Raw genomic sequence first — 22,398 nt, 5'->3', positions numbered from 1 at the left:
GGGTGTGGTGACGGTGACGGTAAAGCGCATTCCGTCACGCAATGCAGAACGGGCGCCCTGGGGCGCCCGTTCCGGTAGTGCAGCGAAACCGCCGCCGCGATCAGTAGCGGTAGTGGTCCGGCTTGTACGGGCCTTCGACCGCCACGCCGAGGTAGTCGGCCTGGTCCTTCGTGAGCGTGGTCAGCTTCACGCCGATCTTCTCCAGGTGCAGGCGCGCGACTTCCTCGTCGAGCTGCTTCGGCAGGCGGTACACGGTCTTCTCGTACACGTCCTTGTTCGCCCACAGGTCGATCTGCGCCAGCGTCTGGTTGGCGAAGGAGTTCGACATGACGAAGCTCGGGTGGCCGGTGGCGCAGCCCAGGTTCACCAGGCGGCCTTCGGCCAGCAGGAAGATCGCGTTGCCGTTGGGGAACACGAACTTGTCGACCTGCGGCTTGATATTGATGCGCTTGGCTTCCGAGGCGTACAGCGCGTCCACCTGGATTTCGTTGTCGAAGTGGCCGATGTTGCAGACGATGGCCTGGTCCTTCATCGCCTTCATGTGCTCGAGGGTGATGATGTCCTTGTTGCCGGTCGTGGTGACATAGATGTCGGCCAGACCCAGGCTGTCTTCGACCGTGTTGACCTCGAAGCCTTCCATCGCCGCCTGCAGCGCGCAGATCGGATCGATCTCGGTGACGATGACGCGGGCGCCGTACGCGCGCAGCGAGTGCGCCGAGCCCTTGCCCACGTCGCCATAGCCGCAGACCACGGCGAGCTTGCCGGCCAGCATCACGTCCATCGCACGCTTCAGGCCATCGGCCAGCGACTCGCGGCAGCCGTACAGGTTGTCGAACTTGGACTTGGTGACCGAGTCGTTGACGTTGATCGCAGGTACCAATAGCTTGCCCTGCTCGGCGATCTGGTAGAGGCGGTGCACGCCGGTGGTGGTCTCTTCGGACACACCCTTCCAGTCCTTGACCACGCGGGTCCAGTAGCCCGGACGCTCCTTGGCGACGCGCTTCAGCAGGTCCTTGATCACCTGCTCCTCGTGGTTGCCCGACGCGGTGTTGACCCAGTCGCTGCCGTTCTCGAGCTCATAGCCCTTGTGGATCAGCAGGGTGACGTCGCCACCGTCGTCCACCACCAGTTCCGGACCGGTCTGGGTGCCGTCGGGCAGGGTGAAGGTCAGTGCGTCGAGCGTGCAGTCCCAGTATTCCTCCAGCGTCTCGCCCTTCCAGGCGAACACCGGCGTGCCGGTGGCAGCGATCGCGGCGGCGGCGTGGTCCTGCGTCGAGAAGATGTTGCACGAAGCCCAGCGCACGTCGGCGCCGATGTCCTTCAGCGTCTCGATCAGCACCGCGGTCTGGATCGTCATGTGCAGCGAGCCCGTCACGCGAACGCCCTTCAGCGGTTTGGTGGCGGCGTGCTTGCGGCGGATCGACATCAGGCCGGGCATCTCGTGCTCGGCGATGTCGAGTTCCTTGCGGCCCCAGTCGGCCAGGGAAATGTCGGCGACCTTGTAGTCGCCCTCGGTCGAAAACGTCCGTACTGCGTTCATGGCTCTTGCTCCGGTCTGTGCGATCAGGGTCGCAGGTTATCCGGGCGCCGTTGCAGGTTCATTCCACCGAGCCTGGCCGGACTCCATGGTCACGGTCGCAGCGCCCCTCGGCGAAGGGCGGCCATTATATATCGCTTGTTCCGGATGAAACGATGGCGCACGGGTTTGCCTGATCGGGTAGGCTTGGATTGTTGCCCTGCAGCAGACCAATTGTCCTTCTGGGCAATACCAATACAAGCCAAACGAACGACGGGATCCACGCGCCGCGCATGAACAGCCCCCGCAGTCTCGAATTCGCTCCACCCGACGTCCCCCTGCGTGAAGATGTGCGCCGGCTGGGCGCCCTGGTCGGCGACATGCTGGCCGAACAGGTGTCACCGGACTTCCTGGCGGGCGTGGAGCGCGTACGCACCACGGCCATCGCGCGCCGGCAGACCGGCGAGCCGCCGCAATCATTGGCCGGGCTGCTGGATGGCCAACCGCCCGAACAGGCGGAATCGTTGATCCGCGCCTTCAGCACGTACTTCCAGGTGGTGAACATCGCCGAGCGCGTCCACCGCATCCGTCGCCGCCGCGACTACCAGCGGGCCGGCAGCGCCCGGCCGCAGCCCGACGGCCTGCACGACACCCTGTCCAAGCTCAAAGCACAGGGCGTGACGCTGGACGAGCTGGCGCAGTGGCTGCCGCGCATCGATGTGGAGCCGGTGTTCACCGCCCATCCGACCGAAGCCGTGCGCCGGGCGCTGCTGGAGAAGGAGCAACTGATGGTGGCCAGCCTGATCAACGGGCTGGATGGCACGCGCACGCCGGGCGAGCTGGCGACCGACACGGCACGCTTCCGCATGGCGCTGACCTCGGCCTGGCAGACGGCCGACTCGTCACCCGTACGCCCGGGCGTTGAAGACGAGCGCGAGCATGTCGGCTTCTATCTGATCGAAGTGCTCTACCGGGTCATTCCGGTGCTGTATGAAACGCTGGAGAACGCGATCACCGAGGTCTACGGCGCTGCGCCGCAGGTCACCGCGCACCTCCCGCGCGTGCTGCGTTTCGGCACCTGGGTCGGCGGCGACATGGACGGCAATCCCAACGTCGACGCCGGCACCGTCACCGCCACGCTGGATGCGCAACGGCGCGCCATCCTGACGCGCTACCTGAAGGAACTGCGCCAGCTCACCACGCTGCTCAGCCAGTCCAGTTCCATCATCGGGGTGTCGTCCGACGTGACCGCGCGCGTGGAGGCGTATCGCGCGCTGATGCCGGAGGCCGTGAAGAAGTCGCGCCCACGCCATGGCGACATGCCGTACCGCCTGCTCAACGACCTGATGCGTGCGCGCCTGCAGGCCACGCTGGAAGACCGCGCCGAAGGCTATGCCTCGCCGGAGGAACTGGCGCACGACATCGATCTGATCCTGCACAGCCTGGAAGCCAACCGCGGCATCCATGCCGGCTGGTTCGCCGTGCGCCGGCTGGCGTGGCGCGTGCGGACCTTCGGCTTCCATCTCGCTCGGCTGGATGTGCGCCAGGAATCCAGCGTGCACGCGCGCGCCGTGGCGGCCGCACTCGGCGATGGCGGGTGGGAAAACCGTGACGCCGTGGAACGTGCAGCGCTGCTGGGGCCTTACGCGCACGGCGACAAGGCATTGCCCGCATCCGATCAGGAAGGCAACGAACGCCTCGACGCCGTGTTCCGTGCATTGGCCGATGCGCGCACGCGCCATGGCACCGACGCGCTGGGCACCTACATCATCAGCATGGCGCACAGTCGCGCCGACGTGCTGACCGTGCTGGCGCTGGCGCGGCGGGGCGGGCTGGTCGACGATGCAGGGCAGGTGCCGCTCGACATCGCGCCGCTGTTCGAAACCATCGACGACCTCGGGCACGGCACCGACGTGCTGCGCGACCTGCTGGCCGACCCCGTCTACCGCGCCCACCTGGCCGCGCGCGACAACGTGCAGATGGTGATGCTGGGCTACTCCGACAGCGGCAAGGACGGCGGCATCGCCGCCTCGCGCTGGGGCCTGCAGCGGGCACAGGTGGATCTCGTCGATGCCGCGCATGAACTCGGCATCAAGCTGACGTTCTTCCATGGCCGTGGCGGGTCGATCATCCGCGGGGGCGGCAAGACCTCGCGCGCGCTGGAAGCGGCACCGCGCGGAAGCGTCGACGGCCGCCTGCGCGTGACCGAGCAGGGCGAAGTGATCCATCGCAAGTACGGCATCCGTGCGCTGGCACTGCGCTCGCTTGAACAGTCCGTCGGCGCCGTGTTGCTGTCCAGCCTGCGCCCGCGTCCACCGGAACCGCGCGAAGCACGCTGGCGCGAAGTCATGGCGCTGGTCGCGAGCGAGAGCACGCAGGCCTACCGCGCGTTCGTGCAGTCGCCGCGCTTCATGGACTATTTCCGCAGCGCCACGCCGATCGATGTGATCGAGCGGATGACGCTGGGCTCGCGTCCCTCGCGACGCCTGGGGCAGGACGCGGCACTCGGCAACCTGCGCGCGATTCCGTGGGTGTTCGCCTGGAGCCAGGCACGCGCGGTGATCCCCGGCTGGTACGGCGTGGGCGCCGGCCTGCAGGCAGCTGCGGACGCCTACGGCGAAGACGCGCTGCGCGAGATGGCGCGCGACTGGCCGTTCTTCAAGACCTTCCTGGACGACGTATCGATGGTGCTGGCCAAGGGCGACCTGAGCATTGCCGAGATGTACTCGCGCATGGCGGGTGACCTGCACGACGTGTTCTTCCCGCAGGTGCAGCGCGAACATGCTTCGGTACTGCACTGGGTGCTGGCGCTGAACGGCAACGAATGGCTGCTGCAGCACGACCAGCGCCTCGCGCTGTCCATCCGCTTGCGCAACCCCTACATCGATCCCATCAGCGTCATGCAGGCCGACCTGCTGAAGCGCTGGCGCGCGAGCGGGCGCGAGGACGAGGCATTGCTGCACGCACTGGTGGCGAGCATCAACGGCGTGTCACAGGGCGTACAGAACACGGGGTGAGCGAACCTGCCGTTGTAGGAGCGACGCAAGTCGCGACCGCACGCTATCCGGTCGCGGTGGATCGAAACAGAGAGAAGACGTGATCGATGGGCCGGCGGATGCAACGACGGCCACCGGCAGTCAACGCCTGCGGTCGCGACTCACGTCGCTCCTACAGTGAAGCCATTGCTCACCCATCCAGCTCCGACCAGCGCTGGTAGGCGTGGTCCAGTTCCGCCTGTTTCGCCGCGAGTTCGTCGTTCGCGCGTTGGAGGTCGGCAGGAGGCTGCTGATAGTAGGCCGGGTCATTCATGGCCTGCGTGCGTTTCGCGACCTCGCCTTCCAGTGCTTCGATGCGTGCAGGCAACTGTTCGAGTTCGCGGGCTTCCTTGAAGCCCAGCTTGCGCTTGGCGGCGACAGGTTCGGGCTGCTGCGAGAGCGTCGGCTTGGTGGGTGATCCGGAGGTCGCGGCCGGCATGCGGCGTTGACGCAGCCAATCCGAATAGCCGCCCACGTAGTCGCCCAGCCTGCCTTCGCCTTCCAGCACCAGGGTGCTGGTGACCACGTTGTCGAGGAAGTCGCGGTCGTGGCTGACCAGCAGCAGCGTGCCCTTGTAGTCCAGCAGCAGTTCTTCCAGCAGCTCCAGCGTTTCCACGTCCAGGTCGTTGGTCGGTTCGTCCATTACCAGCAGGTTGGATGGCTGCGCGAACAGCTTGGCCAGCAGCAGGCGGTTGCGTTCGCCGCCGGACAGGCGGGTGATCGGCGCGCGTGCGCGCTCGGGCGAGAACAGGAAGTCCTGCAGGTAGCCGATGATGTGCTTGCGGCTGCCATTGAGTTCGACGAAGTCGCTGCCTTCGGCCACGTTCTCCAGCGCGGTGCGCGATTCATCCAGCTGGCTGCGGTGCTGGTCGAAGTAGGCGATCTGCAGCCCGGTGCCCAGCTTCACTTCGCCGTGCTGCGGGGCGAGTTCGCCCAGCAGGATCTTCAGCAGCGTCGACTTGCCGGCGCCGTTCGGGCCGACAATGCCGACACGGTCGCCACGCATGATGGTGGCCGACACATCGTCCAGCAGCACGCGTCCGTCGTAGGCCTGGGTGATGCCTTTCGCCTCGATGACCTTCTTGCCGGAATTCTGCGCACTGGCCACTTCCATCCGGACGTTGCCGGACAGTTCGCGCCGTTGCGCGCGTTCGCGGCGCATCGCCTTCAGCGCGGTCACGCGGCCTTCGTTGCGCGTCCGGCGCGCCTTGATGCCCTGGCGGATCCACACTTCTTCCTGCGCCAGCAGCTTGTCGAAGCGCGCGTTCTCCTGCGCTTCGGCATGCAGGCGCTCCTCGCGCCGACGCAGGTAGTTGTCGTAGTCGCCGGGCCAGCTGGTCAGCTGGCCGCGATCGATCTCGACGATGCGCGTGGCCAGCGAACGCAGGAAACTGCGGTCGTGGGTGACGAAGACGATGCTGCCGTCGAACTGCTTGAGGAAGCCCTCCAGCCAGGCGATCGCTTCGATGTCCAGATGGTTGGTCGGCTCGTCCAGCAGCAGGATGTCGGGCTTGCGGACCAGGGCCTGCGCCAGCAGTACGCGCCGCTTCATGCCGCCGGACAGGGCGGCGAAGTCGGTCTCCTCGGGCAGTTCCAGGCGCGTCAGCACCTGCTGCACGCGCAGATCCAGGTCCCAGCCATGCTGCGCCTCGATCTGTGCCTGCGCCTCGCCCATCGCGTCCATGTCGCCGTCGTGCAGTGCATGGTGGTAGCGCGCCAGCAACTGGCCCAGGTCGCCCAGCCCTTCGGCCACCACATCGAACACCGTGCCCTGCGTGTCCTGCGGGACTTCCTGCGCCATGCGCGCGACGACGACACCGTTCTGCACGCGGATTTCGCCGTCGTCGGGCTTCAGCTCGCCGGCCATCAGCCGCATCAGCGTGGATTTGCCCATGCCGTTGCGGCCGACGATGCAGACGCGCTCGCCGGGTTCGATGAAAAGGTCTACGTGTTCGAGGAGAAGCGGCCCGCCGACACTGAAGTCGACCCGCTGGAATTGCATCAAGGACATGTGCGTATTGTAGCCGGCGCGCGCCGGCCGAAACGGCGGTTCAGGCGTTTTCCGCTGCCCGGATGCCCAGTTCGGCGTGCCGCCGTTCCATTTCCTCGCGCAACTGGCGGCGCAGGCGTGCGGCGGCGAAGCGTCGGATCTCGTCCGGTGTGGTGGGCTCCAGCGGCGGCACCGGGGTGGTGCGGCCCTCGTCGTCCACGGCCACCATGGTGAAGAAGCAGCTGTTGGCGTGGCGCACGCTCTGCTTGCGGATGTCCTCGGCCACCACCTTGATGCCGATCTCCATCGACGAGGTACCGGTGTGATTGACCGAGGCGAGGAAGGTCACCAGCTCGCCCACGTTGATGGCCTGGCGGAACATCACCTGGTCCACCGACAGGGTGACCACGTACTTGCCGGCGTAGCGGCTGCCGCAGGCGTAGGCCACCTGGTCCAGCAGCTTGAGGATCGCGCCGCCGTGGACCTTGCCGGAGAAATTGGCCATGTCGGGCGTCATCAGCACCGTCATCGTGAGCTGGTGGCTCTTCAGCGATTCCATGGCACGCCTCCGCAAGGTGAGGCGCGCAGGCTAACCGATCCCGGCGTGGGGCGTGCGGCCCGTCGCCGGAAAAGAAAACGGGCCGCGTGAGCGGCCCGTTCCGGTCGTCGCGATGTCCGGCGGCGGTTACTTCAGCTTGGCGTCCTTGCGCAGGGCCTCGGCGCGGTCGGTCTTCTCCCAGGAGAAGGCGGTCGCGGTCTGCTTCTTGCCGGCGCCGTCCACGTAGCTGATCTCGCGCGGCTTGCGGCCGAAGTGGCCGTAGCTGGCGGTCGGCTGGTAGATCGGGTGCTCCAGGTCCAGCATCTTGGTGATGCCGTACGGACGCAGGTCGAAGTGCTTGCGGATCAGCTTCTCGATCACGTCGTCACCGACCTTGCCGGTGCCGAAGGTGGTCACCGAGATCGAGGTCGGCTCGGCCACGCCGATGGCGTAGGAGACCTGCACTTCGCACTTGTCGGCCAGGCCGGCGGCCACGATGTTCTTCGCGACGTAGCGCGCGGCGTAGGCGGCCGAACGGTCCACCTTCGACGGATCCTTGCCCGAGAACGCGCCGCCGCCGTGACGGGCCATGCCGCCGTAGCTGTCGACGATGATCTTTCGGCCGGTCAGGCCGCAGTCGCCCACCGGGCCGCCGATGACGAACTTGCCGGTCGGGTTGATGTGCACCTTGTTCTTCGGCAGCGCGTCCAGCCACTTCTTCGGCAGCACGGGGACCAGGATCTCGGCGCGCACGGCCTCGATCAAGTCCTTCTGCTTGATGTCCGGATCATGCTGGGTCGACAGCACCACGGCATCCAGGCCCAGGACGGTGTTGCCGTCGTAGCGCAGGGTGACCTGCGACTTGGCGTCGGGGCGCAGCCACTTCAGCTTGCCCTTCTTGCGCACCTTGGCCTGCTGTTCCACCAGGCGGTGGCTGTAGTACAGCGGGGCCGGCATGAATTCCGGCGCCTCGTTGCAGGCGTAGCCGAACATCAGGCCCTGGTCGCCAGCGCCCTGTTCTTCCGGCTTCTTGCGATCCACGCCCTGGTTGATGTCCGGCGACTGCTTGCCCAGCATGTTGATGATGGCGCAGGTGTGGCCGTCGAAGCCGACGTCCGAATTGTCGTAGCCGATGTCGTTGATGACCTTGCGCGCCAGCGACTCGATGTCCACCCAGGCGGTGGTGGTGACTTCGCCGGCCACGATGGCGGCGCCCGTCTTCACCAGCGTCTCGCAGGCAACGCGTGCGCGCTTGTCCTGGGCCAGGATCGCGTCCAGCACGGCGTCGGAGATCTGGTCGGCGATCTTGTCCGGATGGCCTTCGGAGACCGATTCGGAGGTGAACAGGTAGCTGGACATCAGGCTTATATCCTTTGATTCGGATGAAAAGATGGGCGCGCATGATACACGCCGGAGGCGGTGCGTGCATTCTGCGTCGTTCAGGGTTGCCGCGGGTTAAGCGGGGATCACGGCTCCGCTGTCACCTGACTGCCAGAAAACGGAAACCGGGCTGTCGCCGGCCAGGCGCAGGCTGCGCGGCGAAACCCCGCCGCCAGGCTTTGCCACGACCATGCGCCCCCTGGAACAGCAGATCGTCGAACGCTATCCGCACTGGTTCCGCGGCCGTCGCGCCGGGCTGACCCGGCCACTGCTGCGCACCCTGGGCCGCTGGTCCCGCTTGGACCAGGCGTATGCCTTCCTGGCCGATCACGGCCACCTGCACGGACTCGACTTCGTCGATGCCGCCATCGACCACCTCAACCTGCGGCCGACCGTCGACCCTGCTGCGGAGCGACGCATCCCGGCGCAGGGCCGGTTGCTGATCGTGGCCAACCATCCTTCCGGTGCGCTGGACGCCCTGGCGCTGCTGCAACTGGTCGGTCGTGTGCGGCGTGACGTGAAGATCGTCGCCAATGACTTCCTGACGGGAATCGCACCGCTGGCCAGCCTGTTGCTGCCGGTCCGCATCCTTGGTGGCAAGCCGGGCGCTGACAGCGTGCGCGCGGTCGAACAGGCGCTGGAAGCCGAGCAATGCGTGATTGTGTTCCCCGCCGGCGAGGTGTCCCGGCTTGGCCCGCGGGGCGTGCGCGATACCCGCTGGCGCCGGGGCTTCCTCCGTTTCGCCCGCACGACAGCCGCTCCGGTACTGCCCATCCGGGTGGAAGCGCGCAATTCGGCGCTGTTCTACGGTGCATCGGCGCTGTTCAAGCCGGCCGGCACGGCGTTGCTTGCGCGCGAGATGTTCCGTCGCCATCAGCGGCGCCTGCGGTTGCATGTGGGGCAGTGCCTGCGCATGGATGCGCAGGAGGATGCCGCTGCGCAGATCCTGCGCGTGCGCAAGGCGCTGTATGCGTTGGGGGGCGGGGTGGAATTGCCCGCGCCGGACGCTGGCGAGCCACTGGAGCCCCTGGTCGATGCGCTGGCGCCGGAAGCGCTCGAAGCCTGCATCGCTTCGCTCGACGTGCTGGGCGAAACCAGCGATGGAAAGCGCATCTGCGTGGGGCGCCTGGCCGGAGGCTCGGCGCTGCTGCGCGAGATCGGGCGTCTGCGCGAGCTGACGTTCCGAGCCGTGGGCGAGGGCACCGGCAAGCGGATGGACGTGGATGCCTTCGACGCGTGGTACGAGCACATCGTGCTGTGGGATGCCGCGCAGCGGAAGATCGCCGGCGCCTACCGGATCGCGCGCGGCGCGCCGGTGCTGGCGGCGCAGGGCCTGAAGGGCCTCTACACGGCCTCGCTGTTCGACTATGCGGACGACGCCCTGCCTCGCCTGGCCGCCGGCATGGAACTGGGGCGCAGTTTCGTGGTGCCCGACTACTGGGGCAGCCGCAGCATCGACTACCTGTGGCAGGGCATCGGCGCGTACCTGCGCCGCCATCCGCGCGTGCGCTACCTGTTCGGCGCAGTGTCGATGAGTGCGGCGCTGCCGCTGGATGCGCGCGAGCAGATCGTCGCGTACTACGCCCACTACTACGGCGACCCGAACGGCGAAGCAAGCTCGCGCCATCCGTTCCGCTACACCGCCACGCCCCCCCGCTTCGATGCGCTGGATGCCGACACCGCATTCCGCGTGCTGAAGACCAACCTGGACACGCTGGGGGCGACCGTACCGATGCTCTACAAGCAGTACACCGACCTGTGCGAACCCGGTGGTGCACGCTTCCTCGCGTTCGGCGTCGATCCTGATTTCAGCGACTCCATCGATGGCCTGATCGAAGTGGATCTGCACCGGATCCGCCCGAGGAAGCGGGAACGCTACCTCGGCGACGCGTGGCGTCCGATGGAGACGGCGGCATGAGCCCGCTGGCCGCGCCACCCCCGATGCGGCGCGCGGTCTTCGTCTCCGACGTCCACCTCGGTTCCAAGCACTGCCACGCCGCTGAGTTCGCCGACTTCCTCGCCGGCCTGCGCTGCAGGCGCCTGTATCTGGTGGGCGATATCGTCGACCTGTGGTGGATGGCGCAGCGCCGCGCGTCGTGGGATGCGGCCCACAATCGGGTCGTCGAGGCGCTGCACGCGCTGGCACGCAACGGCACCGAGCTCATCTATGTCCCCGGCAATCACGACCGGCCCATCCGGCGGTTCTGCGGCCTGATGCTGCCCGCCATGCAGGTCAGGCGTCGCGCGATCCACACCACCCTGGACGGACGCAGGCTGCTGGTGACGCATGGCGACGACTACGATGGCATCACCCACTTCGGCGGGCTGCAGGAGAAGTTCGGCGACTGGCTCTACTACCGCATCCTCACCGGCAACCGGCTGACCAACCAGCTGCGTCGCCGGCTCGGCCTGCGCTACTGGTCGCTGGCGGAATACCTGAAGCGGCAGAGCGATGCGGCCGAGCGCTATATCGCCCGCTTCGTGCAGGCGGGCCTGGACGATGCGCGGCGCCGCGGGCTGGACGGCATCGTCTGCGGACACATCCATCGCGCGTCGCTGTTCCAGCGCGATGGTCTGCTGTACGCGAATGACGGCGACTGGGTCGAAAGCCTTACCGCGCTCAGCGAGGAGGCCGACGGCACCCTGTGCCTGCTCTCGCATACCGGCAAGGTGCTGGCCGAGGTTGCGCCGCGCCTGCGCCTGGTCCCGCAGGACGTGCCGCGCGCGGCGTGAGGAATCCCTTCGGCGGCTGCTAGGATCGCCGCATGGATTCCCTCAGCCAGATCTTCCTCGGCGGTGCCATCGCCGCCGCCATCGCCCCCGCCGCGCATCGCCGTGCCGCGCTGCTCGCCGGCGCGGCCCTCGGCACGCTGCCGGACCTCGACAGCCTGCCCATCGCATTGTTCTCGGACAACCCGGTCACGCTGATGACCGTGCATCGCAGTTTCAGCCATTCGCTATTCGTGTTGCCCCTGGTCGGCTGGTTGGTCTGGTGGCTGTTCAAGCGGTTCGGCAATGGGCGGGTTGCCGCATCGCCGACGCGGTGGTTCTGGGCCATCCAGTTGGCCCTGGTCACGCATCCGCTGCTGGACGCCTTTACTGTCTACGGCACGCAGCTGTGGTGGCCACTGACGCCGCCGCCGGTCATGTGGTCCAGCGTCTTCATCATCGATCCGCTGTACACGGTGTGGTTGCTGGTGGCCTGCATCGTGGCGTGGTTCCTGCGCGAACGCGCCGCGGCGCAACGCGCGCTCGCGGTCGGTCTCGTGTTGAGCAGCGCATACCTGGGGTGGTCGCTGCTGGCCAAGGCCATGGTCGATCGCGAGGCGGAGCGGACGCTTGCCTCGATGGGGCTGGGCGCTGCGCCTCGCTTCTCCGTGCCGATGCCGTTCAATACGCTGCTGTGGCGCGTGGTGGCGATGACGCCGTCCGGATACGTGGAAGCGGAGCGATCCGTCCTGGCCGATGACGGTCCGCTGCGGTTCCGCGGCTATCCGTCCAACGTGCAGGCACTGGCGGAGGCGCACGCTGTTCCAGCGGTCCAGCGGCTGTCCTGGTTCAACCGCGGCTTCATGCGCGCGCGAGTGCAGCAGGATCGCCTGGTGCTGTCGGATCTGCGAATGGGGTTGGAGCCGGACTACAGCTTCAGCTTCGAAGTGGCCGAGCGACGCGACGGAGCGTGGACTCCGGTGACGCCGGTGCAACAGCCCTGGGCCGCACCCGTGTCGGGCACGGAAGGGCTGCTGCAGTTGGTTGCCGCCATGTGGCATCGCATCCGTCATCCATCAACGGAGCCATTGCGGTCCGCCATCGGCTGACGCGTCGTGGAAGCCGGCACGTCAGCCCCGTGGGACAGGCGAGGCGTCAGGAGCCAGTGAGCCGTTCCTTGCGGACGGGGTCCGCGGGTTGCGCTGCCGGCACCGCGTCCACCGCAACACGTTGCTGCGGGCTGGAATCGGTGCGGCGTTCCAGAACGAACGACTCGCCGTTCAACGCCCGCCGGAAATTGTCTTCACCCACCGCGGCACGGAACTGGGTGGCGGCGCGTTGGTAGGAAGCGCGATATTCCGGGAAAGCGGTGCGCGGACCGATCACCATCTGTACCTTGCGTTCGCTCATGCCGGTGTACTCGGCAAGTTGTTTGATGCTGTCGCCGGCCTGCACGGAGAAGGGCAGGGCGAACAAGGCGACGAAGAGCGGGGTTCTTGCATTCATGACAGCCTCCAGGGGAGGTGATTACCGCTTGTTGGCTGCGGTACTCCGCAGGCCGGCGGGGGAACCGGCACGCCCATCCTCGCGCTGCATGGCTGCACGCCCCAGTGCCGGAAAGCACGGTGACTCAGGTCATGTTTAGCGTGCGTATACCTTCATCAGTAAACCGTTGCGCGCGCCTGCACGAACGCATAGAAGAACACCGCATCCGGGTCGTTCTGCACGTCGCGCATTTCCCGGCGCATGCCGTCCACGACGTCCTGCGTCACGCGGCCGGCTTCGACCAGCGAGTCGGCCGCCGACAGCAGCAGTTCTTCCCAGAACGCGATCATGTCCTTGCGCCGTGCCGGCTCGCGGTTGTCGAAGTGCACCGTCTTGATCTCGGTGGCGACGTCGCGGTAGCCGCCGGCGAGCAGCAGGTTGCCCAGCTTCGCGCCGATGAACGGGTCGCCGCCGCTGTCGTACTGGAAGTCGTTGAATGCCATCCAGTAGCGCCATGTATTCGGCGAATAGGGATGCAGAAGGAACGATGAGTTCATCACTTCGGTGATGTAGATCGGCGAACCGGGTGCCAGCACGCGGCGCACTTCGCTCAGCACGCGTGCCGGGTTCGGCACATGCTCCAGGATCCAGCATAGGAAGGCAGCGTCGAACTCGCGCGCGCCGTAAGGCAGCCGGCTGGCATCTGCCTGTTGCAGGGTGTAGCGGTCGCGGCACCAGGGCATGGTGGCCAGGTTCTGCCGCGCGGCCTGCAGTTGCACGTCGTTGAAATCGACGCAGGTCACGTGCACGTCGGGGAAGCGGCGCAACAGGATCTCGGTCTGAGCCCCCACGCCGCTGCCCACTTCCAGCAACCGGCGTGCCCCGGTGTAGTCGACATGGTTGAACAGCGTGCTTTCGAGCAGGCGCGCCTGCTTCATCAGGCGCGCCTGTTCGACCGACGAGAATCCATGAAGGTAGGCAGGGCGTTCATCGTTCTCGGACATGGGCTCTCTCCTCAGGCGGCGGCAGGCAGTACCGGCGCGACGCCGGCGATCAGGGCGTCGAAGTAGTCACGTGTCAGCCGCACCTGCTCGTCCGCGCTCTCGGCGCGATTGACCACCGCGCGGAATGCGAGGTTTTCGGGGCGGTCCCTGGCGTACCAGCCCAGGTGCTTGCGCGCGATGCGCACGCCCTGCGGTTCGCCATAGAAGCCATGCAGTGCGTGCAGGTGCCCCAGCAGGATGTCGCGCACCTCGGGTAGCGACGGCGGCGGCAGGTATTCGCCAGTGGCGAGGAAGTGGGCGACTTCGCGGAAGATCCACGGGCGCCCCTGCGCGGCGCGGCCGATCATCACGGCGTCGGCACCGGTCTGCGCCAGTACGCGCGCCGCCTTGTCCGGGGAATCGATGTCGCCGTTGGCCACCACGGGAATACGCAGCGCGGCCTTGATCGCGGCGATGGTTTCGTACTCGGCGCTGCCGGTGTAGTGCTGGTCGCGGGTGCGACCATGCACCGCCAGCGATGCGATGCCGCTTTCCTGCGCGATGCGCGCGATCACCGGGCCGTTGCGGTGGTCGCAATCCCAGCCGGTGCGGATCTTCAGCGTCACCGGCACATCAACGGCCTTCACCACCGCTTCCAGGATGCGGCCCACCAGCGGCTCGTCGCGCATCAACGCGGAACCCGCCCAGGTGTTGCACACCTTCTTCGCCGGGCAGCCCATGTTGATGTCGATGATCTGTGCGCCGTGGTCGGCGTTGTAGCGCGCGGCATTCGCCAACTGCTCCGGTTCGGTGCCGGCGATCTGCACGCTGACCAGGCTTGGTTCGCCCTCGTGGTCCATGCGATGCAGCGACTTGGAGGTGTTCCAGAAACGCGGGTCGCTGATGGTCATTTCCGACACCGCCATGCCCGCGCCCAGCCGCTTGCACAGCAGCCGGAATGGCTTGTCGGTGACGCCGGCCATGGGGGCCAGCATCACCGCGGGTTCGATGCGGTAGGGGCCGATCTGCATGGCGGCATTATCCGCCGCGCGTGTCGGCGGGGGAACCGGTGACGCGGTTATTCGCCCTGGCGGGCAAGGAGGTCAGCGCGTGTCGGCATCGCCAGCGCAGCGCCCGCGCGCTCGGTCGAGAGCGCGGCATAGCGGTTGGCGAAACGCACGTGGTCGGCGAAGGCCGGCACCGCGTTCTCCGCCAGCGACGCCGCCAACGCACCATTGAAGGCATCGCCGGCGCCGGTGGTATCCACCACGGTCGCCGCCTCGGCCGCGACGCGGTAATGCGGGCGCATGTCGCCGCGCAGTGCGTCTTCCGGATGGGAGACGTAGACGCCGGTCGCGCCCAGCGTCACCACCACGGTGCCATGCGGGAACAGCTGGCGGCAATGCTGGTGCAGGGTCACGCCGTCGAGCGTGGCGACGTCGTCGGCGCTGATCCGCTCGCCCAGGTGGCGCGCGAGCAGGGCGGCGAACTCGGTTTCGTTGGGCGTGATGATGTCGGCGTGCGCAAGCAGCTCGGTGGTCGTCGCGGCATTCGCGGGCGCCGGATTGAGCACGGTCGTCGAGCCGTGGTGGCGGGCCGCCTGCAGGACGGCGAGCACGGTCTCCGCAGGGGATTCCAGTTGTGCAAGCAGCACGCCGGCCGTCGCCAGGACGTCGCCCTGCGCAGCCGCGAAATCGGTCGCCAGGGCCGCATTGGCGCCCGCACCGATGACGATGGTGTTGCGCCCGTGCGCGTCCACGTAGATGCCCGCCGTCCCCGTGGGTTCATCGCTGGCCTGCGCCCGCAGGTCCAGCCGGTCGGCGGCGGCAAGATCGCGTGCCAGCCTGCCGCCGGCATCGTCGCCGAGCGCGCAGACGAAGATGGTCTGCGCCCCCGCGCGGACCGCCGCGACGGCCTGGTTGAAGCCCTTGCCGCCGGGACCGCTCGCATAGCGGCCGGCGATGGTCGCGCCGGCGGCGGGAAGGGTATCGCAGCGCCATACGTGGTCGACATTGAAGGAGCCCACGACGACGACGCGGAAGGCGGAGGATGATGGCGTGTTCATGATGCGGTACCTGCAGTCCGGACCGCAGCAGTGCTACGGTCACGGGAGGGAAACGTAAACGGAAGGAGCGGGGCGGCCGTCGGCCGCCCGGCCCGGATCAGCCGAAGTTCGAGAGCACGCCGGCGATGGTGGCCGTCATCAGCGTGGCGATGGTGCCGCCCAGCACGGCGCGCAGGCCGAAGCGCGCCAGGTCCGAGCGCCGCTCGGGCGCAAGCCCGCCGATGCCGCCGATCTGGATGGCGATCGAGCTGAAGTTGGCGAAGCCGCACAGCGCATAGGTGGCGATCAGCTTGCCTTCTTCCGACAGCGTCACGCCCGGGACCTTGCCGTTGACGATGTCGGCAAGCTGCAGATACGCGACGAACTCGTTGATGACGACCTTCTGGCCGATCAGCGAGGCGACTGTGGTCGCGTCCTGCCACGGCACGCCGATCACCCACGCGATGGGGGCCAGCAGGTAGCCGAAGATCGTGGCCAGGTCGGTCGGCTTGCCGATCGCCGCCGCCAGGCCGGTGGCTTCACCGAACCATGTCAGCGGCCAGTTGAGCAGGGCGATGAGGGCGATGAAGGCGAGCAGCATCGCGCCGATGTTCAGCGCCAGCCTCAGGCCATCGCCTGCACCGGCCGCGGCGGCATCGATGATGTTGCTGGAGGTCTTCTCCACTTCCATCTTCACCGTGCCGCGCGTCAGCGGCGTACCGGTTTCCGGGATCAGCAACTTGGCGACGACCAGCGTGGCCGGGGCAGCCATGATGCTGGCGGCGAGCAGGTGCTTGGCGTAGAAGGCCTGCTGCTCGGCGTCGCCCCCGCCCAGCATGCCCACGTAGGCCGCCAGCACGCCGCCGGCGATGTGCGCCATGCCGCCGATCATCATGGTGATCAGCTCGGACTCGGTCATCTTCGGGATGTACGGGCGCACCGTCAGCGGCGCCTCGGTCTGGCCGATGAAGACGCTGGCGCAGACGCTGGTGGTTTCCGCGCCCGACACCTTCATCACCTTGGTGATGGCCAGCGCCATGATCCGCACGATGAACTGCATCACGCCCAGGTGGTACAGCACGCCCATCAGTGCCGCGAAGAAGATGATGGTGGGCAGCACCTGGAAGGCAAAGATGAAACCGTAGGTTTCGGTGTTCATCAGGCTGCCGAAGATGAAGCTGGAGCCGGCATTGACGAAGCTGAGGATCTTCACGAAGCCGTGGCCCAGCGCGTCGAACACTTCGCGCCCGCCCGGCACCAGCAGCACCAGGGCGGCGAAGGCGATCTGCAGGGTGATGCCGGTGGCGACCAGCTTCCAGTCGATGGCCTTCCGATTGTTGGAAAACAGCCAGACGATGCCGATCAGCACCGCCAGGCCGAACAGGCCAAAGCCAATCCGCCCCAGGACTTCCACCATGCCATCCCCCAGCCATCGTCGTTTTTCTGATCGCGCAGTCTAGCAGCCGGCCCCCGCGCGCGACCGTTCAGCCGACACCCCGCCAGGCGACCCAGCCGGCCAGCGCCAGGAACACCAGGGCGGCCAGCCTCCGGGCCAGCGTCAACGGCAATTTGTCCGCAAAGCGATGGCCCAGCCAGACCACCGGCAGGTTGGCCAGCAGCATGCCGAGCGTGGTGCCGGCAATGACCTGCCACAGCGGTTCGTACCGGGTCGCCAGCAACACCGTCGCTACCTGGGTCTTGTCGCCGATCTCGGCCAGGAAGAAGGCCACCGTCGTTGCCAGGAACGCACCATGCGCGGGCAGGTTGTCGGCCTCGTCCTCCAGGGTGTCCGGCTTCAGCGTCCACAGGGCCACGGCCAGGAAGCTCGCCGCCACGCCCCATCGCAATACTTCGGGCGACAGCCACTCGGTCAGTTCCGCGCCCAGCCAGGCCGAGATCGCATGGTTGACCAAGGTTGCCGCGAGGATGCCCAGCGCGATCGGCCAGGGTTTGCGATAGCGCGCTGCCAGCAGCAGGGCCAGCAGCTGGGTCTTGTCGCCGATTTCGGCCAGGGTGACGGTGCCGGTGGAAACCAGCAGGGCATGCAGGGACAGCATCAGCAACTCCGGGGCCAGGCATTCGCGTCGAACGCGAAGGCAAACGACGCACTGCCCGGCCCGGGTAAGCGCGACGCCTGCCTTCGGTCTTGCCCGGCGAAGCGGATCGCTTCGTCCCGCGCACCATGGTCGGCGACCAAGTGTGTTGACGCGCGGACCCCGTCAGAACGAGTGGGCTACTCCCCGGAGGAGGAAAGTGCGCGCATTGTACGGAGGCACCGCCCGCCGCGGCGGAGTCATTCTCATTTGTGCGGGCATCGCGTGGTCGTCCGGTCGAACGGCGCTAGGATGGGTCGTTGTCACCGGAGCACGCCATGCACTACCGACGCCTGGGCAATTCTGGCCTGCAGATCTCCGCACTGTCCTTCGGTGCCTGGTTGACTTTCGGGCAACAGGTCGGACGCGCAGAGGCGCGCGAACTGATCGCGCTGGCCTGGGGCCAGGGGATCAACTTCTTCGACAACGCCGAGGTGTATGGTCATGGCGAAGCCGAGCGCGTCATGGGCGAGGTGTTGCGCGACCTCGACCTGCCACGCGACGGTTACTGCGTGTCGAGCAAGGTCTGCTTCGGTGCCGTGGAGAATCCGCGCCCGACCCAGCGCGGGCTGTCGCGCAAACATGTGGTTGAAGGCTGTCATGCAGCGCTACGGCGGCTGCAGGTCGATTACCTGGACCTGTACTACTGCCACCGTCCCGACCCGGACACGCCGGTCGAGGAAACGGTATGGGCGATGGATACGCTGGTGCGGCAGGGGAAGGTGTTGTATTGGGGCACATCGGAATGGCCGGCCGCGCGCATCCGCGAGGCCGCCACGATCGCGCGCCGGCATCATCTGCACGGGCCGACCATGGAACAGCCCCAGTACAACCTGCTGCACCGGCAGCGGGTGGAACTGGAATATGCGCCGCTGTACGCGGAACTCGGACTGGGAACCACCACCTGGTCGCCCCTGGCGTCCGGCCTGCTGACGGGCAAGTACGACGCAGGCGTGGCCGCTGACACGCGACTCGGCCAGCCCGGGCACGAGGAACTCCAGCGCATGGTCTTCGGCACGGCAGGCGCGCGTCGCCGGGAGCGCGCCCGGCGGTACGCCCAGGTCGCCGGCGAACTGGGCGAAAAGCCTGCACCGCTGGCGATCGCCTGGTGCCTGCGCAACCCTCACGTCTCCAGCGTCATCCTGGGCGCCAGCCGCCCGGAGCAACTGCGCGAAAACCTCACGGCGCTCGAACTGGCGGCGCGCTACGACGATGCCGTGTGGGCCCGGCTGACCGCAGCGGCCGATTGAACCGCATGAAACCCGGCACGGACCCGTTGACTCCGTAATAAGAATCATTATCATCAAATTCCGTTCCGCCACGGAGCTTCCCGATGATCTCGAACGTCACTGCCTTGCCCACCATCGACACGCCGGCGCTGCGCGAGCGCCTGTCCCTGCCGCAGGCTGCGCCTCGCGCCGAGGAAACGCTGGACAGCGATGCACTGCTCAAGGGGCAGCGCGAAGTGCTGATCCGCCATGGCGATCGCGTCTATCGCTTGCGCCACACCAGCAACGACAAGCTGATCCTCACCAAGTAGCCACGCAGTCCGGCATCGCCCTCCAACGCGGTGTCCGTCGCAGGCCGTCGTCCTGCGGTCACTCCCTCTCTCCACCGGGCGCCAGCCAAGGATTTTCCGGCCGCCAGCCTTCCGGGTTCTCCATCACCCACAGGAAAGCTGTACGCCATGATGCGCCCCACGCTGCTTACCGCGGCCGTGTGGCTGGCCTTTGCCGGGCCCGCCTACGCTGCACCCGAAGCCACCATGGCTTCTCCCGCTTCCGCCGACGCCGGCACGCATGAACTGGAGCGCATCCAGGTCACCGCCATGCGCAGCGAACGCGCGGTCGTCGACGTGCCGAACATCGTCAGCGTGATCGACCGCGAGGAACTGGACGATCACCTGGTCCGCGACATCAAGGATCTGGTGCGCTACGAACCCGGCGTGACCGTCACTTCCAGCTTCGGCCGCTTCGGCCTGGGGGGTTTCCGCATCCGCGGGCTGGAAGGCAACCGTGTGCGTATCCAGACCGACGGCATCGCCGTGTCCGATGCGTTTTCCATCGGCAGCTTCTCGAATGCCAATCGCGATTTCGTGGATCTCGATACGCTGAAGCAGGTCGAGATCGTGCGCGGCCCGTCCAGCTCGCTGTACGGTTCGGATGCACTCGGCGGCGTGGTGTCCTTCATCACCAGGGATCCATCCGACTACCTGGATGAAGGCAAGGACGCCTACTTCGGCTTCCGCCTCGGTCATGACAGCAGCTGGAATGGCCTGTTCGGCAATGCCACCACCGCGTTCGGCGGCGAGCGCTGGAGCGGCCTGGTCAACGTCAGCCATCGCCAGGGCCAGGAGACCGAGAACCGGGCCGATGTCGGCGGCACCGGCGCCACGCGTACGCTGCCGAACCCGCAGGAGCGTGACGGCCGCAGCCTGCTGGCCAAGCTGGTGTTCGCGCCTGGTGAAGGGCAGCGCTTCAGGCTGACGGTGGAAGGCAATGAAGACAGCGTCGATACCGACCTGCTGAACCAGCAGGGCTACCAGTCGCTCACGCGCGCCACCAACGATCGCGTCATCGCCCGCGATCACCAGACCCGCGCGCGGGTGGCGTTTGCGCACGAATGGGACGACCTGTCGGCGGGCTTCGCCGACAGCCTGGACTGGCAGGTGTATCGCCAGGACAGTGAGACCACCCAGTACACGCGCGAGGAGCGCACGCTGGCGGCGCCGACGCTGCGCGACATCCGCGAGCGCGAGTTCAACTTCGACCAGCGGACGTATGGCCTGCAGGCGAACTTCCGCAAGACGTTCGGTCAGGCGGTGCGGCATGACCTCGTCTACGGCGTGGACCTGGCGCGCGGTGATACACGGCAGAAGCGCGACGGTCTGAGGACCTTTCCGCTGACAGGCGCCAGCACGCCGGTGATGTCGCCGGATGTGTTTCCCGTGCGCGACTTCCCGGTCAGCAGGACCACCACGGCGGCGCTGTACGTGCAGGACGAAATCGGCTTCGCCGGGGGCGCGTTCCGCCTGGTGCCGGGCCTGCGCGTTGACCACTACCGCCTGGATCCGCGGCATGACGCGATCTTCGATGCCGACAACCCCGGCGTGGCGCTGGCCGACATCCGCGAGACCAGCGTGTCGCCCAAGCTGGGCATGGTGTGGAAATTCGCGCCGGCCTGGTCGCTGTTCGGCGGGTATGCGCACGGCTTCCGTTCGCCGCCCTACAACGACGTCAACATCGGCTTCACCAACGTGCAGTTCGGCTACACGGCCATCGCCAACCCGGATCTGAAGCCGGAAACCAGCGATGGGCTCGAGCTTGGCGTGCGTTACTCGGGTGATGCGATGTATGCCGAACTGAGCGGGTACTACAACGAGTACGAAGATTTCATCGCCTCCATGCGCAATATCCGATTCGACCCGGCATTGGGGCCGACAGGATTGTCCGTGTACCAGTCGCAGAACATCGCCGAGGCGCGCATCCATGGCGTCGAGATGAAGGCGGGCGTGGATTTCGGCGCCCTGTCCGAGCGCTGGCAGGGATGGTCGCTGCGTGGCGCGATGGCGTGGTCGCGGGGCAAGGGCAGGGGGCCGGAGTCTGTGGATCTTGGCAACGGCAACACCGTCGAACAGGTCGTCACCCGTGACCTGGACAGCGTGGATCCCCTCACGGCGACGCTCGGCCTGGCGTACGACGCCGATGCCTGGGGCCTGGAGCTGGCGGGCCGGTTCGTCGAACGCAAGCAGCGCGTGTCCGATGACCGCTACTACCGACAGCCGGGCTACGGCGTGCTGGACCTGTACGCGCACTGGGACTTCGCGCCCGGGGCCAAGTTCAATGTCGGCGTTTTCAATCTTGCTGATCGCACCTACATCGAGGCGGGCGACATCGCATTGGTCGCAGCCGACAGCACCACGCTGGACCGCTACACCGCGTCCGGGCGCTCGCTGTCGGCCAGCGTGGCGGTGAGTTGGTAGCCGCCATGGCGACACTGCGCGCGGTGCAGGGCTCTGTCACCGGCAGGTCACGGGATGCGTTCCCCACCGCCGCCCAGGTGGCGGCGCTGGGTCCGGTGCTGTGTCTCTACCGCACGCAGCAGGGCAGCGAACTCGCGGGCTGGCAGCAGGCGGTGCGCGTGCAGGCGCATGCCGGACTCGACAGCGATGGCCTGGATGAGCGGCTGCTGTTCTTCGATGCGCAGGGACGTTGCTGCTGGCGTCTTTGCCTGCTTCCGGACAGCGATTTCGTCGCCTGGGACCGCCTGGTGGCCTCGTTGCCGAAGGGGTGCGACGAGGGCACGGCCGGACTGGCCGATCGCTTGTGGCAGCGCCTGGCCGGCCGCCTTCTGGGAGGCCAGTGGCGTGCCTGCGCCCTGCAACTGCACGCGGTGCCGCAGCCTGCCTCGCTGCCGGTGCTGGCGGCGAGCCTGTCGCTGATGTCCGCCCTCGGCGTGGCCACCGCACGCCGCATCGCGCATGCCGAAGGCGCCGAGCTTGAAAGCGGACTGCACGATGGCCGCTGCGCGCCATCCGTGCATCCGGTGAGTGCATATCCACGGAATGAAAAGGAGGCGGACGACAACGTCGTTCCGCTGGTCAGATTGAAATGAGAGAAGCCACC

At 67.2% G+C, this 22,398-nt stretch carries 18 protein-coding genes and 1 riboswitch; of the genes, 8 read left to right on the top strand and 10 right to left on the bottom strand.

Translation table 11 applies throughout. The features are described from left to right. Positions 1–100: 100 nt before the first annotated feature. A complete protein-coding gene (ahcY, locus tag WBN46_RS05035) occupies positions 101–1,540 on the bottom strand; it encodes an adenosylhomocysteinase (protein WP_192200266.1) in 1,440 nt (479 codons plus the stop codon). Between the two features lie 35 nt (positions 1,541–1,575). Then, positions 1,576–1,655, bottom strand: a riboswitch (S-adenosyl-L-homocysteine riboswitch). A gap of 154 nt (positions 1,656–1,809) precedes the next feature. On the opposite strand from ahcY, the gene ppc reads away from it, so the two are divergent. Beyond that, positions 1,810–4,533, top strand: coding sequence for a phosphoenolpyruvate carboxylase (gene ppc, locus WBN46_RS05030; RefSeq protein WP_337730556.1), 2,724 nt, complete (start codon positions 1,810–1,812; stop codon positions 4,531–4,533). A 169-nt stretch (positions 4,534–4,702) separates the two neighbouring features. Here ppc and WBN46_RS05025 read toward each other — a convergent pair whose 3' ends face one another. The 3 genes from WBN46_RS05025 to metK all read right to left on the bottom strand — a co-directional run bounded on the left by WBN46_RS05025 (position 4,703) and on the right by metK (position 8,438). Further along, the gene (locus WBN46_RS05025) at positions 4,703–6,562 is read right to left on the bottom strand and encodes an ATP-binding cassette domain-containing protein (protein WP_337730555.1); all 1,860 of its coding nucleotides are present in this window, start codon (positions 6,560–6,562) and stop codon (positions 4,703–4,705) included. Positions 6,563–6,602: 40 nt separating this feature from the next. Continuing rightward, complete coding sequence (locus tag WBN46_RS05020; protein WP_337730554.1) at positions 6,603–7,100, bottom strand: acyl-CoA thioesterase; 498 nt, start codon at positions 7,098–7,100, stop codon at positions 6,603–6,605. A 126-nt stretch (positions 7,101–7,226) separates the two neighbouring features. Further along, positions 7,227–8,438 (bottom strand): methionine adenosyltransferase, encoded by a 1,212-nt coding sequence (gene metK / locus WBN46_RS05015; RefSeq protein WP_192200270.1) that lies wholly within the window; start codon positions 8,436–8,438, stop codon positions 7,227–7,229. A 211-nt stretch (positions 8,439–8,649) separates the two neighbouring features. Between metK and WBN46_RS05010 the strand changes: the two genes are divergently transcribed. Genes WBN46_RS05010 through WBN46_RS05000 form a run of 3 tightly spaced genes read left to right on the top strand, consistent with a single transcriptional unit; the run spans position 8,650 to position 12,277 of the window. Continuing rightward, entirely contained in the window at positions 8,650–10,377 is a 1,728-nt protein-coding gene (locus WBN46_RS05010; protein ID WP_337730553.1) for a GNAT family N-acyltransferase, read from the top strand. Next, positions 10,374–11,192 carry a UDP-2,3-diacylglucosamine diphosphatase gene (locus WBN46_RS05005; RefSeq protein ID WP_337730552.1) on the top strand — a complete coding sequence of 273 codons (819 nt, stop codon included), beginning with the start codon at positions 10,374–10,376 and terminating at the stop codon, positions 11,190–11,192. Before WBN46_RS05010 ends, WBN46_RS05005 begins: the two co-directional genes overlap by 4 nt. Positions 11,193–11,224: 32 nt before the next feature. After that, positions 11,225–12,277 carry a metal-dependent hydrolase gene (locus tag WBN46_RS05000; RefSeq protein WP_337730551.1) on the top strand — a complete coding sequence of 351 codons (1,053 nt, stop codon included), beginning with the start codon at positions 11,225–11,227 and terminating at the stop codon, positions 12,275–12,277. Between the two features lie 46 nt (positions 12,278–12,323). Here WBN46_RS05000 and WBN46_RS04995 read toward each other — a convergent pair whose 3' ends face one another. The 6 genes from WBN46_RS04995 to WBN46_RS04970 all read right to left on the bottom strand — a co-directional run bounded on the left by WBN46_RS04995 (position 12,324) and on the right by WBN46_RS04970 (position 17,737). Then, positions 12,324–12,644, bottom strand: coding sequence for a hypothetical protein (locus WBN46_RS04995; RefSeq protein WP_337730550.1), 321 nt, complete (start codon positions 12,642–12,644; stop codon positions 12,324–12,326). A 185-nt stretch (positions 12,645–12,829) separates the two neighbouring features. Beyond that, on the bottom strand, positions 12,830–13,657 hold the full coding sequence (locus WBN46_RS04990) for a methyltransferase domain-containing protein (protein ID WP_337730549.1): 828 nt from the start codon (positions 13,655–13,657) through the stop codon (positions 12,830–12,832). Between the two features lie 11 nt (positions 13,658–13,668). Next, positions 13,669–14,667, bottom strand: a complete 999-nt coding sequence (gene dusB / locus WBN46_RS04985; RefSeq protein WP_337730548.1) for a tRNA dihydrouridine synthase DusB — start codon at positions 14,665–14,667, stop codon at positions 13,669–13,671. 47 nt (positions 14,668–14,714) lie between these two features. Then, entirely contained in the window at positions 14,715–15,701 is a 987-nt protein-coding gene (locus WBN46_RS04980; RefSeq protein ID WP_337730547.1) for a ribokinase, read from the bottom strand. A gap of 97 nt (positions 15,702–15,798) precedes the next feature. Next, positions 15,799–17,097 carry a nucleoside transporter C-terminal domain-containing protein gene (locus WBN46_RS04975; protein WP_337730546.1) on the bottom strand — a complete coding sequence of 433 codons (1,299 nt, stop codon included), beginning with the start codon at positions 17,095–17,097 and terminating at the stop codon, positions 15,799–15,801. 67 nt (positions 17,098–17,164) lie between these two features. Then, entirely contained in the window at positions 17,165–17,737 is a 573-nt protein-coding gene (locus tag WBN46_RS04970) for a TMEM165/GDT1 family protein (protein WP_337730545.1), read from the bottom strand. A gap of 314 nt (positions 17,738–18,051) precedes the next feature. Here WBN46_RS04970 and WBN46_RS04965 point away from each other — a divergent pair, with 314 nt between their 5' ends. The 4 genes from WBN46_RS04965 (at position 18,052) to WBN46_RS04950 (ending at position 22,387) form a co-directional block, all read left to right on the top strand. After that, positions 18,052–19,023, top strand: coding sequence for an aldo/keto reductase (locus WBN46_RS04965; RefSeq protein WP_337730544.1), 972 nt, complete (start codon positions 18,052–18,054; stop codon positions 19,021–19,023). An 83-nt stretch (positions 19,024–19,106) separates the two neighbouring features. Then, positions 19,107–19,313: a hemin uptake protein HemP gene (locus WBN46_RS04960; protein WP_337730543.1), complete on the top strand. Its 207-nt coding sequence runs from the start codon at positions 19,107–19,109 to the stop codon at positions 19,311–19,313. Between the two features lie 225 nt (positions 19,314–19,538). Then, on the top strand, positions 19,539–21,755 hold the full coding sequence (locus WBN46_RS04955; RefSeq protein WP_337730884.1) for a TonB-dependent hemoglobin/transferrin/lactoferrin family receptor: 2,217 nt from the start codon (positions 19,539–19,541) through the stop codon (positions 21,753–21,755). Positions 21,756–21,760: 5 nt separating this feature from the next. After that, a complete protein-coding gene (locus WBN46_RS04950) occupies positions 21,761–22,387 on the top strand; it encodes a Hemin transport protein (protein ID WP_337730542.1) in 627 nt (208 codons plus the stop codon). Positions 22,388–22,398: the final 11 nt, after the last annotated feature.

The organism is Pseudoxanthomonas sp. CCNWLW251, from assembly GCF_037402255.1.
Taxonomy (GTDB): domain Bacteria; phylum Pseudomonadota; class Gammaproteobacteria; order Xanthomonadales; family Xanthomonadaceae; genus Pseudoxanthomonas_A.
The sequence above is the reverse complement of the archived record's forward strand: the minus strand, read 5'-3'. Positions and strand labels throughout refer to the sequence as shown.

Excerpts from the sequence above, each read along its gene's own strand:
- ahcY (WP_192200266.1), bottom strand. The coding sequence starts at position 1,540 with ATGAACGCAGTACGGACGTTTTCGACCGAGGGCGACTACAAGGTCGCC.
- ppc (WP_337730556.1), top strand. The coding sequence starts at position 1,810 with ATGAACAGCCCCCGCAGTCTCGAATTCGCTCCACCCGACGTCCCCCTG.
- WBN46_RS05025 (WP_337730555.1), bottom strand. The coding sequence starts at position 6,562 with ATGTCCTTGATGCAATTCCAGCGGGTCGACTTCAGTGTCGGCGGGCCG.
- WBN46_RS05020 (WP_337730554.1), bottom strand. The coding sequence starts at position 7,100 with ATGGAATCGCTGAAGAGCCACCAGCTCACGATGACGGTGCTGATGACG.
- metK (WP_192200270.1), bottom strand. The coding sequence starts at position 8,438 with ATGTCCAGCTACCTGTTCACCTCCGAATCGGTCTCCGAAGGCCATCCG.
- WBN46_RS05010 (WP_337730553.1), top strand. The coding sequence starts at position 8,650 with ATGCGCCCCCTGGAACAGCAGATCGTCGAACGCTATCCGCACTGGTTC.
- WBN46_RS05005 (WP_337730552.1), top strand. The coding sequence starts at position 10,374 with ATGAGCCCGCTGGCCGCGCCACCCCCGATGCGGCGCGCGGTCTTCGTC.
- WBN46_RS05000 (WP_337730551.1), top strand. The coding sequence starts at position 11,225 with ATGGATTCCCTCAGCCAGATCTTCCTCGGCGGTGCCATCGCCGCCGCC.
- WBN46_RS04990 (WP_337730549.1), bottom strand. The coding sequence starts at position 13,657 with ATGTCCGAGAACGATGAACGCCCTGCCTACCTTCATGGATTCTCGTCG.
- dusB (WP_337730548.1), bottom strand. The coding sequence starts at position 14,667 with ATGCAGATCGGCCCCTACCGCATCGAACCCGCGGTGATGCTGGCCCCC.
- WBN46_RS04980 (WP_337730547.1), bottom strand. The coding sequence starts at position 15,701 with ATGAACACGCCATCATCCTCCGCCTTCCGCGTCGTCGTCGTGGGCTCC.
- WBN46_RS04975 (WP_337730546.1), bottom strand. The coding sequence starts at position 17,097 with ATGGTGGAAGTCCTGGGGCGGATTGGCTTTGGCCTGTTCGGCCTGGCG.
- WBN46_RS04970 (WP_337730545.1), bottom strand. The coding sequence starts at position 17,737 with ATGCTGTCCCTGCATGCCCTGCTGGTTTCCACCGGCACCGTCACCCTG.
- WBN46_RS04965 (WP_337730544.1), top strand. The coding sequence starts at position 18,052 with ATGCACTACCGACGCCTGGGCAATTCTGGCCTGCAGATCTCCGCACTG.
- WBN46_RS04960 (WP_337730543.1), top strand. The coding sequence starts at position 19,107 with ATGATCTCGAACGTCACTGCCTTGCCCACCATCGACACGCCGGCGCTG.
- WBN46_RS04955 (WP_337730884.1), top strand. The coding sequence starts at position 19,539 with ATGGCTTCTCCCGCTTCCGCCGACGCCGGCACGCATGAACTGGAGCGC.
- WBN46_RS04950 (WP_337730542.1), top strand. The coding sequence starts at position 21,761 with ATGGCGACACTGCGCGCGGTGCAGGGCTCTGTCACCGGCAGGTCACGG.